We start from the raw sequence: 16,751 nt of genomic DNA on the forward strand, positions 1-16,751 counted from the left end.
GGCTTCCTTCAGACCCTGCCGTTAGCCAACAACGCCCTTGCCATTCGGATTATCTTCCCCTCAGTCAGGGTGATTCAGGTTTCTTCCAACCTGACGGGTTTGCCAGCTTCGCTGGGCAAACAAAAAAAGCAGCCATTGGCTGCTTTTTGACGCTCTGAACAAAGATTAAAAACGTGTATTTACTTGCACGCTTAATACGTGGGCAGTGGCCGACTGGCTGCCTACCATCGTAGAGGAAATACCTGTGCTACCAAGCGAGCGGGTTTTATTGATACTGGCTTCACGACCATTGATATAGGCATAAGCTAAATCGATAGTTGTGGCTTCTGTCATAGAGTAGGTTACACCGCCTGTAATCCAATGACGGTCAGTATCAGGAATACTTAGTGAACGATTTTCAACAGTAACGACGCCATCGTCATAGGCATAACCGGCGCGTAAGGTGTATTCATCGTTTAGCACGTACGTTACCCCAATTGAGCCTCTTAATGAGTCATCGAAGTTCTCTTCCTTGATAAGGAAGTCGTCACCGCTGGCTAAGTTAGCTTCTAACTTTTGGAACGTACTCCAGTCGGTGAATACAAGGCTTGCCTGAACCGACCACTGCTCGTCTAGCTCTTGGCTAATTGCAAGTTCGGTAATAGAAGCAAGATTTAGGTCAAGGCTACCAGGCTGGTTTAGCTCGGCAGACAGGGCAGAGCTTACTTCGCCGTCTAGTTCTAACTTGGTTTCAGCGCGATAAGATAAGGCGATATTTGTTGAACTAGTAGGCTGGTAGAAAACACCGGCATTCCAACCATAGCCAATATCATCACCTTCTAATTTAAATACCGATGCATTAGCGGTAGGTACGCCAAGTACGGTTGTCAAAGAATTAGGAAGCGCAGAGCTAATTTCTGCATCCGCATAGGTAATGTTAAGCCCAAAGCCTACCCGTAGGGTATCGTTAACTTTATAGGAAACAGCTGGGTTTATCGTAAAGGATTCAACTTCAGCAGTATCTGCAAAGTGTAATGCTTCAAAATCGTCACCGTAGTCTGAACGAAGACCATAGGTTGAAAACGCGCCAACACCTACAGACCATTTTTCATTTAGCGGCGTAACGTAGAAAAATGAAGGAATGATAGCGATATCTGCAATATCATCTTCAGAAGCGTCTTCTGAAGCAATAACAACATCGCCGGCTTCCGTAGGCATGGTTGAGGTTATTTGACCTGTTACATCAACGCTTGGGAAGATTGAGCTTACAGAGCCACTGAACTGAGACGTAGTGAAAACACCGATGGCTGCGGGATTAGTAGCAAGCACACTCGCGTTTTCTGGCATTGCTGCTTGACCAGCCATCGCACGTCCTAAACCATTGGCACTGTGTTCGTTAACTTGGAAGCCTGCCGCCAACGCAGAAGAAGAAGAAACGGTGGCTAATGCCACACCTACAGCGACACGCAAAGAAAAATATTGCTTCATAAAATACTCATTTACTAGAAAAAGGCAGCTGCGCATTTTACGGATGCGAACGCATATGTTCAATGCAAGTTAACGATATTTACCTACATTTATCGCATTATTTACAATTTTAGCGACAATTTCGCGGCATTTTCCATCAACTTGATAATCAAGCGTTATCAGGATATTACATAGATGTAAAATTCGTTTGTTGGCAATAAGAACGAAGAACCCCTTTGTGAGCGAAAGGGGGGAAACCCGCTCACCTGTGCAGATACGCTTGCAAAGTCACCTCCTCATCCCCACAACCTTATTAGTTGCAGGAGTTCATTTACCCAAAGGAGACTCGGATATGTCTAGCTACAAAGAAATCTTACTCGTCAATCGACCAGAAGATGGAAAAATTGGCCCGCATCTTTTCGAAACAAAAGAACGCACTATTCCAGAGCCTGGTGACGGCGAAATTCTTATTAAACAAACCTACATGTCTTTAGATCCCGCCATGCTAGGTTGGATGAGTGAGGATAGAGAAAGCTACATTCCGCCTGTTGAATTAGGCGAAGTTATGCGTTCCAGTGGTGTAGGAGAAGTGGTTGCCTCCAATCATTCTGATTTTGCGGTTGGCGATAAAGTTATGGGTATGACAGGGTGGACAGAATACCTTGTAAGCGATGGCTCTGGTTTTAATAAACTGCAAGACGGTGTAACCGAAGAAATGGCGCTATGTGTGTTTGCACTTCCTGGCTTAACTGCAACCACAGGTTTATATAATTTTGGTAAACCCAAAGAAGGCGAAACACTAGTGGTAACTGGCGCTGCTGGCTCGGTAGGTTCTATCGTAGGCCAACTTGCTAAAGCAGACGGTTTACGGGTTATTGGCGTAGTGGGGAGTGACGAAAAAGCAGATTGGATAGTAAACGAATTAGGCTTTGACGGCGCAATCAATTATAAAACGGATGACTTAGAGGCTAAACTAACCGAATTGACCCCAGATAAAATTGACGTATTTTTTGAAAATACCGGCGGTCCTATTCAGCATCATATTTTTAACCGTATGAATACCCACGGACGTATTGTTGTATGTGGAATGATTGCCGATTATCAATCGGATAGCCCCGCCCCAGGCCCTAACTGGATCCCGTTAATTAAAAAACGCATTACTATGCGTGGTTTCGCCATGCCGGATCACTGGGGAGAAGTTCCTCAACTATTGGAAAAACTAACCCCCTATGTTAAGCAAGGAAAAATTAACTATCGAGCCCATACCATTGAGGGCTTAAGTAATGCTCAGAAAGGATTGAACATGCTGTTCGAAGGGCAAAATAAAGGCAAGATGCTGGTTAAACTCTAATCGCATTGTTAGTTACGCTATCGCTTCAAACTAGGATAGCGTAACTACCTCAAAGGTATTTTTACCTGCATGCTTCGCTTTGTAGAGCGCGCCGTCTGCTTTGGTAACGAGTTCATCTAGGCTTAACTGCTTGGCAGGTGACAAAACAACAGCTCCAATTGAGCAAGTCACCCAATCGTGCGTGGCCCCATTTGCGTGTTTCATTTCTCGCGATTGCCAACTTTGCTTAATTTGTTTGCACCGGTGGCCTACACTTTCGCTATCTAACCCGCTTACTACAATCATAAACTCTTCGCCACCATAACGCCCTAGAATATCCGTTTCACGTTGAAACACCTCACGCATAATATCCGCTTGTGCGACAATGGCATCATCACCCTGTTGGTGACCAAAGCTATCGTTATATTGCTTAAAATCATCCAGATCTAACATTATCACTGCAATATGCAAAGATTCCCGGTGCGCAAGCGACAACAGTTTTTCGCCACTTTGCATTAGCGCGCGCCGGTTAAGTAGGTTTGTGAGGGGGTCCACCCTACTTAGAGTAGCAAGCTTTTTGTTTGTCGAAGCAAGCAAAGAAATGGCGTAATCGAGGCGGTATTTAGCGTAGGCGCATATAAATAACGAGCCCGTAACAAAGGCTGCGCTGATAAAAACGCGCTCGCCATATACTGGGGCAATAACCATTAAGCCAACAAAGCCAAATGCATTCACAGTGGAAGCCAATATGGCTAGCCGGTAATTTATTCCTAACGCAAAAACACAATAAAACGCATATAAAATAGTGCCTTCATAAGGGAATATGAATTCACTTCGCTCCCACAATTGATAAATAAGCCAATAGTTTGTGTAGGTAAGAAGCACCATTAGCAGCGTGAGGATTAAGAACCTATTGGCATAAAAATAGCGCGTAAAAGAAAACGCGATAATCGCTACAATAATAGGGAGTTGATAGGTGAAGCGATTATAGAGATAAAGCGCATGGAGCTTAGTTGGCAGTAGAACAATGTCGGCCCATACAAAGCAACAAAGTAATAAAGCCCCAACAATTAATGCTAATCGAAGGCGCACTATCTCCTTTTTTGGAGCAAGTGTATTCATTCAACCATTCCTAAAAACAACGGGAACCAGCCGCCCCATAACCTAAGTATAGGCAATTCTCGACAGTAAGCAGGGTTAGTTTGGCCGCCCTTGGAGCGCAACCATACTGCTTTCTAGCGCCTCAATAGTAACGGGCTTTGTCACTACATCTTGCATACCTGCTTGCATAAAGGCTTCATGTCGGTCTTTAAATGCTTCGGCTGTTAAGCCAATAATGGGAACGTCTTTACACGGGCTTTCTAACTTACGAATGCGTTGTGTTGCCTCTACCCCATCCATAACCGGCATGTGAATATCCATAAACACAAGATCTATGTCACCGTCTTCCACTCTTGCTGCGGCTTTCAAACCGTTATCCACGTGAGTAACAACACAACCAAGCTGTTCAAGCAGTGCTTTTGCAACCACCGCATTTATCGCATTATCTTCCGCGAGTAGCACATTCATACCTTGCTTGAGCTTAGGTACTGTAGAAATTTCATCGTGGTTCACATTAGTTGATACTTCTGGTGATACCCGAGACTTCACTTTGGCAGTTACTGTAAAGCAAGATCCCTCACCTACTTTACTGGTAACCCTGATATCACCATCTAATAATTGAGCGAGTTCTCTTGCGATAGCAAGCCCTAGCCCTGTGCCCCCATAGCGGCGCGAAATAGAAGAATCCGACTGGGTAAACTTATCAAAAATACTTTCTAACCGGTCGGCTTCAATACCAATGCCGGTATCTTTCACCATAATAACCAAATGGTTATCTTGCGTTTCCATCGTACTAACGTGCTTTAGCTTTGCGTTGATGACGACAGTGCCCTGGTGAGTAAATTTAATCGCATTACTAATAAGATTAATCACTATTTGGCGTATTTTAGTAATATCGCTAATTACTAACACAGACGCGAGATTTCGGCTTTTATATTCAAGACGGGTGTTATTAACACTGGCGTTCGTGCCAAGCAAGGTGACGAGATCGCGCAACATAGAGTCTAAGTCAAATTCGGTAAGATCTATCTCCGTCATACCAGACTCAATTTTAGATAAATCGAGAACGTCATTAATAACATTCGCCAAAATTGACGCCGACGCTTTTAAATCAGTTGCGTATTTTTGTTGTTTTTCAGTAAGTTCAGTGGCTAATAATAAAGAAGCGAGCCCCTGAATACCGTTAAGTGGCGTACGCATTTCATGGCTCATTACTGCCAAAAAATCTGTTTTGGCTTTATTAGCTGCCTGAGCCTTTGAGACGTATTCAACGATTTCACCGGACATAAATTCTACATCACGGGCCAATTCACTCAATTCGTTTTTACCGCTTACCGCTATGTCCACTTTGCTATGGTTACTGGCAATTTTGCTGGTAGCACTTTTTATTTTATTAATTGGCGCAATAACAAAAAGCTGAGTTACCGTTCCCATCAGCACACTCACTAACGCGACTGCGAATAAAGTGGTCGCCACCGTAAACAACGCAATTTTCGACAATGATGCTTCAAGCTCTGTGGCAGGCTGGCTCACCGTCAGCTTCCAATTCCATGGAACAAAAACGCCACACGCAAATAGCGCCTCATCATCATTAAGAATGGTTTCCCCAAATGCCACGTCTTTACCATTAATAGAGGTGTGGTTGGCGGTGTCTAAATCAACAGGGCTCCAAGAGGTTAAGGTGCTATAAATCTTTTCGCCGCTACTGTAGTCACTGATAGTAAAGGCTTTGCCTGTAGTTTCGCTTAGCGCATCTAGCTCATCAAACACTTCTTTTTGATAGGCATCTCGAAATACTGGTACGTTTTCTAATCCAGATTGAAGCAGCAGTTGATGTCGCTCATCTACTAAATCGAAAAACGAGAGTGACAGGGTTTGCGTTAGCAATTGGTATTCTTTCTCGCGCACAGACTCATAAGCACTTAAATATGCCCAGTAGCCAGTAAGGGCCATGCCTATAAGCAGAATAGGAATATAAATAGCGAGAAGTTTAGATTTAATACGCATAATATCGTTAGAGCAAACCTTAGTGGTAGACGTTATTTTTAGCTAACTTCAAGTAAGAAGACGGAATAGGCACATTAATTTTAATTGCCGTTGAAACATTCACTGCTACTGTATACTGGTCTGTTCTAGAAACAGGGATGGTATTGGCTGCGCGCCCCATTAGTATTTCTCGTGCCCGGGTTGCTGCAGACTTTCCTATAGAAGATTCATCTGTCAGCACCCCCAACAATGCGCCCTTTTTTACTGACGCAAGGTTTTCTGCAAATAAAGGCATAAGGTTCATATTTTGCCTTACGCTATCTATAAGTATTGCCGACTCTTGTAACGGGCCTGACGATAGCCAATAACCATCAAACTGGGTATCGGTCCGCTTAAACGCTTGAAGTATCCCTTCAGTCATCGCAACCGCCCCAGCCTCACCTTCAACATATTTGGTCGCTACTGGCACAAAATTGATGCTGCCGTAGTTTTCATCGAGCTTAAGAAGGCTTGCCACAGAACTAGCAGAAGAAGGGTAATCAGTATGTAATAAGGCTATAGTGAAGGGCCGCGCTTGGGTACTAGGGGTTAAAAGCCCGTCTAATATATCCAGTTTTATATTAACATCGAGTACATGAGATTCGCCGGTAATGTTAGTGCGACTAACCGTGTTAAATTCCTCGACTATGCCTTCTTTTATAGGGTCAGCCACTGTCATAAAGAGCTTTGGTATATCGCTTGCAATCTCAGCTGAATAAAGTGCGCGAGTGGCCAATGTAGCCACTGACACGATAAGATCGGGCAAGATTTCCTTACGACTAATTTGCTCAATCATCTGTGCAGCTTGTGCTTGCGATCCCTGGGCGTCATAGATATCAAAGATGATATCGGCATTTGGCATAATCTTTACCAACTCGTTTTTAAACGCCGCTGTGGAGTTTGCCACAATAGGCAAAGACGCTGTTTGGATAATAGCCACGCGTACCTCTTTCGCCAATACAGAAGCAGTAACGCTTAAACAGCTAGTAAGTAAAAACACGAAAGAAAGCAAACGCTTCATTTAAGTACGCCTAAAGGAAAACCCGCTAAAAGTATAATACAGATCAGATCTGTATATTAGTGATAATCTACACAGATTGCATAGCCTAATAAATGTAACTACTCCACCGTATAACTATCTTTGTTGGCCATAAGATCTATTTCACTTAGCAGCTTAATACTTTTTAAACGCGCCTTAATATCGTGGATAGGAGTAGATACAATAAGTTCATCTGCTTCAGTAGTCTCGATAAATTGTGCTAATTTCTGCGCAACTGTCTCTTTCGTTCCCACAACAGCGTAGCGCAATATATTGTCTAACATCGCTTTATCCGTTGGCGAACAAATAGCGTTTATATCATCAACCGGCTTGGCAAAAGGTTGGTTCCCACCCCTTCGCATGGCAATAAATTGCTGCTGAACTGAGGTAAATAAGTATTTGGCTTGCTCTTCGGTATCTGCAACTACGGCCATAACACCCACCATAGTGTAAGGCTTTTCACACTGCGCAGACGCTGAAAACATAGAACGATAAACGTGTATTGCATCAAAAAGGGCGTCGGGGGCAAAGTGAGAAGCAAATGAATAAGGCAACCCTAAGCGTGCGGCCAATTGGGCACTGTACAAACTAGAACCTAGCAGCCATAAAGGAACATGGGTATTAGCGCCGGGCACGGCTACGATAGATTGCCTTTGCTCAGGCGTGCCTAAATAATGTTGTAGGGTTAAAATATCGTCTGGATAGTTATCAACATCATTATTAAGGTTGCGTCGCAAGGCTTTTGCCGTTGCCATATCCGTGCCGGGGGCTCGGCCTAAACCTAAATCTATACGTTGAGGAAACAAGGTGGCTAACGTGCCAAACTGTTCTGCAATAACTAAAGGTGCATGATTTGGTAACATTATGCCCCCTGAACCCACGCGTATGTGGGTGGTGGCGTTGGCAATATGGGTTAGCACTACAGCAGTGGCAGAACTCGCTACCCCTTTCATACCGTGGTGCTCTGCGAGCCAGACACGCCTGTAACCACACTGCTCAGCCTGTATCGCTAATTGCTTAGAATTGTCTAAAGCACGCGCAATGCTTTCGCCTTCAGAAATAGGCGCTAAATCAAGAACTGAAAACGGTATCTTCATAAAAACCTCGCGTGAATCTTTAAACGTAAAAGAATAATGCTAAAAGCAAAAAATGAATATCTCATGCTTGTAGAGGCAGGAACAAGGCTATTCAAAGCAATGGCGGGGCGTACACCGAAAAAAGCAAAAGCACGAAGTAGTGAAAAGAGAAGAAAAGAAAAAAATAGTTGATACCGACGCAAGCAGCGCAGATTAGCTAACTGCTTACGTCGACAACCATACTATTTTAGGGCTTGCGTTTAAGGCTTTATTTTAACCAACCACTCATGCTTATCTTCAGCCTTACCCCATTGTATGTCGTTAAGTGCTTGGCGTAATTTCATCGTTACCGGGCCGGCCTCGCCATTACCTACTTGATGCTCTTTGCCGTTGTGAATAAAGGTACCTACCGGTGTTAATACCGCAGCCGTACCCGACAATGCCGCTTCCGTTCCCGGCTTGGCTGCCCGTTCTAGTAACTCATCAACGGTAATATTGCGTTCGCTAACAGTCATACCATGATCTTTTGCCAACTGTAAGATAGTAGCGCGAGTAACCCCGTGCAGGAAACTTGAATCTAATCCCTTGGTGATAATCTCATTACCATCTACGAGTAAAAAGTTTGCGGCCCCTGTTTCCTGCACATCACCATTTGGACAGAACAAAATTTGATCGGCTTGAACTTCCGCTCTCGCCTTTAAAATAGGGGGAAGTGCGCTGGCATAGTTTCCACCACTTTTCACCATGCCCATATGGGGGGCACAGCGCATGCCTGTTTCATCAAGTAACAAGCGCAACGGCTTTAACCCACCGGCGAAATAGTCGCCCACAGGTGAGAGCAAAACATACAGTATGGAGGTTGCCGAAGGTGCTGCGGCCTTACCGATAGACGCTTCGGTACCGATATGGGTTGGACGTATGTACATAGAACCAGGAGGCTTTGGTACTTCTGAGCTGTATTGGGTAACAATATCGACAATCATTTTTTCAACTTGTGCTTTATCGATATCGGGAAGGTTCAACAAACGGCTGCTTTGGGCAAAGCGCTCTATGTTTCGATCCATACGGAAGATATTAATACTTCCATCTTCGTGCCTAAATGCCTTCAACCCTTCAAAGCAGGTGCTCGAATAATGCAAGACGTGCGCGCCTGGATGCATTTGTATGCTATCTGCACTGACTATCTCAGTCTCAGACCACTTATCATTTTCAAAACGGGTAAGCGCCATTTGTGGCATGAATACGGTACCGAATGCGGCCATTGGTTTTTCCTGTTTACGTCTACTCAAAAAATACACGACAGAGTTTACCAAAAAAAGTGCGTATTGCTAAAAGAATGTCCGATGTTATCGCGTTATTTCGCCAAGTTCTTGCTAGGCATGATTTAATCACAGCCATTTCTATATGCTGATAGTCATCGGTTTGATTAAATGCTACTTGCTGCTAGAAGTTTTTCATACTCTTCTCTCCTTATATAGTCATTACATGTCTTGTATAAGATATGCAAATTAAAGAGAACGTATTACCTCTAGTGATATCTAGCAGAGTATTTTATTAAACTTTACATTAAACGTACCAAGCTGGAACAGTATTCCACCTTTTAACATCCCAATACTCCATTCTCAGCGTCAAAGAGGAAGTACAAATAACAACCTCACCAGACAGGCAATTAATTGGTTTTCATACCGACATTGTGACGATACATAGAGGTAATTGGCATCAACATAACAATGGTAAGTCAAACGGTTTACCTGCCTTTTTTTCACCAACTTTTGAGCAGGGTTAAGTTGAAGTAATTTCTCTATCCTTTGCTTGGCAATAGCTAACGGACTGCTAGCCGCTTTCTTCTCAGTTCTATACGAGCAAAGAGAATTGAAGAGCAGCTCGAAAGGCGCTTGCCTAGTGCGCCAGAATTGATTCTACATGGCATTGCGAGCATCGCTCTGAATTACCTATGGATAAATTGGTAGAACCGTGAATATTTGTGGCTGTTTTACAGCCGTGAATAAACAATGTTTCGTCTTTGGTTGCCGTACGGTAACCCCCAATTATTATCGATATCTTTCAATTAAAAACCAATATTTTTTGACATTTTACTCTTATATAAGATATATATTGTTTTACACCTTATTAACATGTAAGGTATTTAGCATCCAATGTGGTTTTGAACTGCCGCTAAACGCAAGTTATTGGTTTGGATGAAAAACAATATTAATCTGCAAGTTTATGAGCATTAAGTAGCTTCATGATTGCTTGCAATAACAACAACGATGTTAACAACAGGTAAATCAGGAGAAAGGCTAATGCACACAAAACCCCATAAATTATCTATTGCCATCACCTCTGCGCTCGCCGCTTTGAGCATGCATACTTCAGTAATGGCTCAGGAGCAATCCCAAGCAGAAGATCCATCCGTTGAAGGTTTGGAACAAATTACCGTTACCGCGCAAAAGCGGGTTGAACGGATATCTGATGTGCCAGTAGCCGTCTCTGTTTTGCGTAGTGAACAAATTGAATCGGCATTTTCGCCCAGTCTAGAAAGTTTGCAAACGTTGGTTCCCGGAATGAGTTTCAGGAAAGGCAGCACTACTAGCAACTCCGCCATTACCTTACGAGGTATTGGCACCATCTCTTTTAGTATTGCTGCCGAGCCGAGTGTTTCAACTGTAGTCGATGGAGTGGTACTGGGTCGTTCAGGGCAGGCTTTTGCCGACTTATATGATTTGCAAAGTATTGAAGTATTGCGTGGTCCCCAAGGCACTCTGTTTGGCAAAAATGCTTCGGCAGGTGTAGTGAATATTACAACTAAACGTCCCAGCTACGAAACAACAGGTATGGTGGAAGCTACCTTTTTTCAAGGCAACGAATACCGTTTAAAAGGCAAATTTGAAGGGGAAATTGCAGATAATGCCGCCGGCAGCATCGTGATGATGAAATCTGGCTACGATGGCAACATATACAACGTTTATAATAACCGTAATACCAATGGCTACAGCAAAGAAGGCGTACGCGGCATGCTGACGGTTGAAGCTGGGGCAGACACTGACTTGCTATTTATTGCTGAGCATATGAAAAGTGACAGCGATTGCTGTGCAGATATCGAAGCTTTACCTAGTGGTCGGAATACCGACTCAGAGGCCGCTCCAAACAGTGACGGCATTGTTGACGGTGTCGCAGACTTAGATTTAAATCAGCGCTTAATCGACCATGATCTGGAATCACATACTTTTGATGAAACTACGGGAGTGTCAATTCAAGTCAACAGGGCATTTGGTGAATATGAGTTCACGTCAATTACTGCCTACCGTGAATGGGAAAACACCGAAATACGTGAAGGTGATTTTACCTCTACCGCAGGGGAAATACCTGAGCCGGTATTTGGTGCGCAGTTTATGTTGCATGATATTGGTACCAGGTCTTGGACGCAATTTTCACAAGAACTACGCTTAGCTTCTCCACTGGGTGAAGCATTTGAGTGGCAAACAGGGGCCTTTTTCTGGCGTCAGGAAGCAGAAACAGACTTTACTCGACAAGCCAGTTGTCAGAACAACGACCGTCAACTGAGTAGTGATATTGAATATCATTTGCAAAGTGTTGTCGGCATAGATAATCCTACTCAACAACAGGTGGATGAGTTTATTGCAGACGAAGGCGTGACCTGTAATGCTAACGATATCGTCAGTACCACTGCATTTATTAGTACTGTTTTTGACAATTGGGCAGTCTTTGGAGATGCAAAATATCACTTAACTGACGACCTCCGCTTTCTAATGGGGTTACGTTATACCGACGATAAAGTATCGTTCAAGCATAATCGTTATAGCAATGACTTTTATGGCCGCACTGGTGTAGGTGTGCGCGGTGCTCGCCTGAATACCGATTATGAAGGCAGCACGTCTGAAACAGATTTATCTGGTAAGCTCGGCCTTCAATATGACTTAACCGATAATAGCATGACCTATCTGACCTATTCACAAGGTTACAAGGGCCCTGGTTTCAACGTATTCTATAACATGTCTATAAACGATACACGCCCAATTTCTCCTGAAACATCGGACGCATATGAGCTCGGTTATAAATATGCCAAAGGTGACCTAATGGTTAGTGCAGCGTTGTTTCAAACCGATATTGACGGATTTCAAGCCAATAACTTTGACTGTAGCGATGGCACCTGTATTACCCGTTTAACCAATGCGGGGGCAGTTTCTACGCAAGGGCTGGAAGTGGATTTTACTTGGCGCGTTACCGAAAACCTCACTCTTACCGGCGGGTTTGCCAAGATAAAAGCTGAAATTGAAGACTTTTTCTGTCCAGAAGGTGAAGACTGTACCGCCCGTTCTGGGTTGGATGTTCCCTTTTCGCCGGACTTGAAGTACAGCCTCAGTGCGGACTATGTAATGGAAATGGATAGCTTCGATGTGTTGTGGAATGCCAACTACACCTATACCGATGAACAGTATTCAGACTTGCCGGATAATCAGGGCAACTTCAATCCAGCCTCTTTACTGCCGGACTACGGCTTGCTCAATGCCAGTGTTGCTTTCTCATTTGATGAGGATACCTATCGCCTATCTCTTATAGCTAAAAATCTGACCGATGAGAAATACTTCAGTACTTATAGTGGTGATAACTTTAGATATCAGGTCGCCCGCGATGCTGACCGGTATTTTGGAGTACAATTTAAAGCGCGGTTTTAAGCTAAACAATGCTGAAGCAACTCAGCATGACGCATAATACGAAAAACACCCGGTATATCCTACCGAGTGTTTTTCTCAGTCAAGGGCTATGCATTTAATAATAGACTGTCCAATATCAGGCAGGGCAATACTTAAGCAGGTAAACTAAAAATGAATTCGTTCGGTCAAGACAGGTTTATTATCTATCCGCAATAACAGTTTGAACCGATACTCTGCCGTTGCTAGTGATAACGGCCTCATGGTCCCTTTTCAACTGCAAAGTAATGTTGTCATCATTAACAGCACAGCAAAACAATGTTTTCGATTATCCATCTGAATCAGGAATACAGCATGAAGAAGTATAACCACGCTTTTTATTATTTTGTTAGCGCTGCTTTAAGCACCGCTTTGTTGAGCAGTTGTACAACCGAACAACAGACACCGTCGACTCAACAACCGGCAGGCCTTACGGTTCAATCACAAGATATTCAGTTGTACAAACGTTATCCACTTGAAGGCTGGCAAGTCTTTATCAATAATGATAAGCAACAACAACAACGTTTTAGTGCACCGACCACACAGCTAGATGACGGCACCGTAAAGCTCACTGCTAGCAATAAAGACAGCCAACAAGACGCGATGACTTACCATTTTCAAGGCTCACGTTTTTATAACCTTTACTTGGAAGGGGGAAAGCCGTTGGATTTAACCCCATATATGCCCAAAGGTACCATTGAATTTGATATACACGTTGAAGATTTTGCCAAAACGGCACTGGATTTAACCATTAGCTGTGGTCAGGATTGTTATTCAAGGGTAGGTTTACGCCAATGGGCCCTTAATGCTGAAGGCAAAGGTTGGCAACATTTGTCCATCCCAATGCAATGTTTTAGCCGCCAATCAGCCAACTTCAACCAGGTCCAACATCCGTTTAATCTGAAGGCCTTCGGCAAAGGCCAAGTCAGTGTCGCTAACGTTAGCTTCAAACTTAATGGTGAAGCAAATTTCGATTGCATCGCGCCCGATAAACTGGCAGTTACTCCTGCCACTCTAGACGAGTTCTGGTCTGTTGACTGGTGGATGCCACGTCATTACGAAAAGCTCGCTCAGGCCAAGTTGGGCCAAGCGGAATTATTACTGATCGGTGACTCTATTACCCACAACTGGGAAAAAGCCGGAAAAGAAATTTGGCAACAATATTTCGATGATATTGATACTTTAAATATTGGTTTTAGCGGTGACCGAACTGAAAACGTATTGTGGCGTTTACAACACGATGAAGTCGAGGGCATTTCCCCCAAACTAGCCATAATGATGATTGGGACCAATAATACTGGCCATCGGATGGATAACCCCGCCAGTATTGCCGCAGGAGTAGATCTCATACTTAAAGAACTAACTGAGCACTTGCCCGACACCAAAGTATTAATGCTGGCGATTTTCCCGCGGGGTGCGAACAATGATGATAAAATGCGCCAGAATAATCAGCAAACCAATAAGCTGCTTAAACAACTGGCCGAAGCCCATAACGTAATGTTTGCCGATATCAACCAACACTTTTTGACCGATGATGGCATATTATCCGAAGAGATTATGCCTGACTTGTTACACCCCAACGCAACTGGCTACTCAATTTGGGCAGAGCAGATCAAACCTTACATTGATAAATACGTCAGATAAAAGTCGATCAGGCGCTGATGTAGCGCCTGGATCTTTGCCCTACAATATCATCCAGGTAAAGGATCAAAAAAATTGGTGATACTTCAACTCTGGAGTTTCGCCTTTTCTTCTTCCTTCTCATCCCACTACTCTAAGATCCAAATTTATCGCTAGCCGCTGAGTAATACCTTTCACCCAGCGTCGCAAATTTTTCCGCCAACACTCTGCTTTTGTCATTGCCCAGCGATATTTAAATTCGATAGCAAAGAGCCCCACTAAACCTAGATGATTCTAAAATTTGACTCGCTAATCCTAAAAATTACGACATTAATAACCGGACGCAAAGGGTATTCTATCTGCATTTTATGAACTGATTATGCTATCAATGGGGCGAAGTCCAAGTTAATATTCAAGTAAAACAAGCCCGTAGGAAAGTTAAATACCTTTCAAAGGTTAGAGGCAACACAGAATTCTAGCGAAAACGGGTTCCAATCTTAGTACCAGCAAGACTAAAGTAAATGATGCCGATACCACGCACTTAACGTGACAAGTTTCGTATTGTCGTGCTTTTTCTGAAACTCGCAGAGCGAACCGAAGCTTAAATGCTTCTGACACATTCGCAAAGACAGATTCGCCCCGTAGAAACGGGGCGAATACTTATAGGCCAGGCGTAGCAAGACGCTTTAGGCCTTGCTCGTATTTAAAGCGCCACCACTTCAGACTAAAGCCGATAGCGACAAAACAGGTGCTCCATAACGCGATAAGCGATGGAATAAAGAGATTGCTAATGCCGCCAACAAACCCCACAGGAGAGAACATGAGATAGAGGGTGACAATCAGGCCTACCAACACTATGGCGCAGGGAATAGCGTAACGCCAAGGCGTCATATTCACTTCCGCTTTAGGGGCAAAGTGCCACGGCGTCTGCATAGGGAAGATACGCCCTATGATCAGCATTATGGCCAGTTCAATGACAAATAAGATGCCATAAATGTGAATAAAGTTTATTTCCACTTCCCACACAAATTTTAGTAATCCGTACGCAATCACATGGAAAATTATCGCCACTTTAGCGGCTAATGCTGGCACACGTTTGGTGAATAGCCCCACCAGCACTATGGTGATAACAGGTATATTGTAGAAGCCGGTAAAGATACGAATAATTTGCCACAACCCTTCTGGCGCGTACATAAGTAAGGGTGCGGTAATAAATGACAGCACGGCGATGACCAAACTGGTAATTTTAGCCACTCGAATAAGCTTCTCGTCAGTTACCTTGTCTTTTTTCAACGGTTTATAAACATCTAAACAAAATAAGGTGGCAGCACTGTTGAGCAGCGAATTGAAAGAACTAAATACCGCCCCTAATAACACCGCCAAAAAGAAACCAGACAAATATTGAGGTAATACGTCTTTGACCAAATGAGGATAGGCCAAGTCGATAGTTTGTAAGTTCTCATCTTGATATAGGTGATACGCAATGACACCAGGTAGCATCATCATAAAGGGCACTAGCACTTTAAAGTAACCTGAAAAAAGTACGCCTTTTTGTCCCTCTACAAGGTTCTTAGCCCCTAAAGTACGTTGAATTACATACTGATTAGTACCCCAATAGAAGAGATTGGCGAGAATCATCCCGGTAAATAGGGTGCCAAAGGGCACGGGGTCATCACTTGCGCCTATAGCGTTAAGCTTCTCTGTTTCTTTAGTCGCAATGGTTGAGAGGCCTTCACTAAAACTGCCGTCCCCTAACGCAATCAGCCCTAGAATTGGCACCAACAGCCCAACGATGAGGAGCCCTACACCGTTTATAGTGTCTGAAACAGCAACTGCCTTCAATCCTCCGAATATTGCATACAATGCACCCACCGTACCTACCACGATAATAGTAGCTACCAAAGCAACTTCATAGCTTATATTGAACAGACCCGGTACATCGAATAATCGAAGCACAGCGATAGATCCTGAATACAACACCGAGGGAATAGTAACTAGCGAGTAACCCACCATGAATAGAACCACCGTCATTCTACGCACGCTGTCATCGAATCTGTTGCGTAAAAACTCAGGGAGCGTTGAAAACGCCCCTGCCAAATAACGGGGAAGAAAAATTAACGCCATAATAATGGTAGATATACCTGCGGTTACCTCCCACCCCATGGCGCTTAAGTTATAGCCAAATGCAGAGCCATTTAGGCCAATAAGCTGCTCTGCAGACAGATTTGTCAGGATCATGGACCCAGCAATAAAGGTGCCGGTAAGCCCTCGCCCAGCAAGGAAATACCCATCTTGAGTATTCACTTCACCTTTGGTTTTCATGTAAGAAATTACGGCTACTATTGCCATAAAAGCCATGCATGACAAAAGAGTTAGGGTGATATCCATGTACTACTCCTGTG

11 protein-coding genes are annotated in these 16,751 nt (G+C 43.7%); 4 read left to right on the forward strand and 7 right to left on the reverse strand.

The window, feature by feature from the left end; translation table 11 throughout:
- Window positions 1–165: 165 nt before the first annotated feature.
- Window positions 166–1,467, reverse strand: a complete 1,302-nt coding sequence (locus GTH32_RS15540; protein ID WP_163087440.1) for an OmpP1/FadL family transporter — start codon at window positions 1,465–1,467, stop codon at window positions 166–168.
- A 331-nt stretch (window positions 1,468–1,798) separates the two neighbouring features.
- Between GTH32_RS15540 and GTH32_RS15545 the strand changes: the two genes are divergently transcribed.
- Window positions 1,799–2,797, forward strand: coding sequence for an NADP-dependent oxidoreductase (locus GTH32_RS15545; protein ID WP_163087442.1), 999 nt, complete (start codon window positions 1,799–1,801; stop codon window positions 2,795–2,797).
- A gap of 30 nt (window positions 2,798–2,827) precedes the next feature.
- On the opposite strand, the gene GTH32_RS15550 is transcribed toward GTH32_RS15545, so the two are convergent.
- From GTH32_RS15550 to GTH32_RS15565, 4 genes are all read right to left on the reverse strand, one after another.
- Window positions 2,828–3,898 (reverse strand): GGDEF domain-containing protein, encoded by a 1,071-nt coding sequence (locus tag GTH32_RS15550; RefSeq protein ID WP_163087444.1) that lies wholly within the window; start codon window positions 3,896–3,898, stop codon window positions 2,828–2,830.
- 75 nt (window positions 3,899–3,973) lie between these two features.
- The gene (locus GTH32_RS15555) at window positions 3,974–5,884 is read right to left on the reverse strand and encodes an ATP-binding protein (RefSeq protein ID WP_163087446.1); all 1,911 of its coding nucleotides are present in this window, start codon (window positions 5,882–5,884) and stop codon (window positions 3,974–3,976) included.
- A gap of 19 nt (window positions 5,885–5,903) precedes the next feature.
- Entirely contained in the window at window positions 5,904–6,923 is a 1,020-nt protein-coding gene (locus GTH32_RS15560; protein ID WP_163087448.1) for an ABC transporter substrate-binding protein, read from the reverse strand.
- Between the two features lie 98 nt (window positions 6,924–7,021).
- Window positions 7,022–8,038 (reverse strand): LLM class flavin-dependent oxidoreductase, encoded by a 1,017-nt coding sequence (locus tag GTH32_RS15565; protein ID WP_163087450.1) that lies wholly within the window; start codon window positions 8,036–8,038, stop codon window positions 7,022–7,024.
- Window positions 8,039–8,074: 36 nt separating this feature from the next.
- On the opposite strand from GTH32_RS15565, the gene GTH32_RS19655 reads away from it, so the two are divergent.
- The gene (locus tag GTH32_RS19655) at window positions 8,075–8,209 is read left to right on the forward strand and encodes a hypothetical protein (protein ID WP_281360050.1); all 135 of its coding nucleotides are present in this window, start codon (window positions 8,075–8,077) and stop codon (window positions 8,207–8,209) included.
- A gap of 68 nt (window positions 8,210–8,277) precedes the next feature.
- On the opposite strand, the gene GTH32_RS15570 is transcribed toward GTH32_RS19655, so the two are convergent.
- Entirely contained in the window at window positions 8,278–9,306 is a 1,029-nt protein-coding gene (locus GTH32_RS15570) for a branched-chain amino acid aminotransferase (protein ID WP_281360051.1), read from the reverse strand.
- A 1,014-nt stretch (window positions 9,307–10,320) separates the two neighbouring features.
- Here GTH32_RS15570 and GTH32_RS15575 point away from each other — a divergent pair.
- Both GTH32_RS15575 and GTH32_RS15580 read left to right on the forward strand, forming a co-directional pair.
- The gene (locus GTH32_RS15575) at window positions 10,321–12,714 is read left to right on the forward strand and encodes a TonB-dependent receptor (RefSeq protein ID WP_163087454.1); all 2,394 of its coding nucleotides are present in this window, start codon (window positions 10,321–10,323) and stop codon (window positions 12,712–12,714) included.
- A gap of 330 nt (window positions 12,715–13,044) precedes the next feature.
- Window positions 13,045–14,373, forward strand: coding sequence for a putative glycoside hydrolase (locus GTH32_RS15580; RefSeq protein WP_163087456.1), 1,329 nt, complete (start codon window positions 13,045–13,047; stop codon window positions 14,371–14,373).
- A gap of 636 nt (window positions 14,374–15,009) precedes the next feature.
- Here GTH32_RS15580 and GTH32_RS15585 read toward each other — a convergent pair.
- Entirely contained in the window at window positions 15,010–16,737 is a 1,728-nt protein-coding gene (locus GTH32_RS15585; protein ID WP_163087458.1) for a solute:sodium symporter family transporter, read from the reverse strand.
- Between the last annotated feature and the right edge of the window lie 14 nt (window positions 16,738–16,751).

The sequence above is a fragment of the Alteromonas profundi genome, assembly GCF_010500865.1.
In the GTDB taxonomy this organism is placed as follows: Bacteria; Pseudomonadota; Gammaproteobacteria; order Enterobacterales; family Alteromonadaceae; genus Alteromonas; species Alteromonas profundi.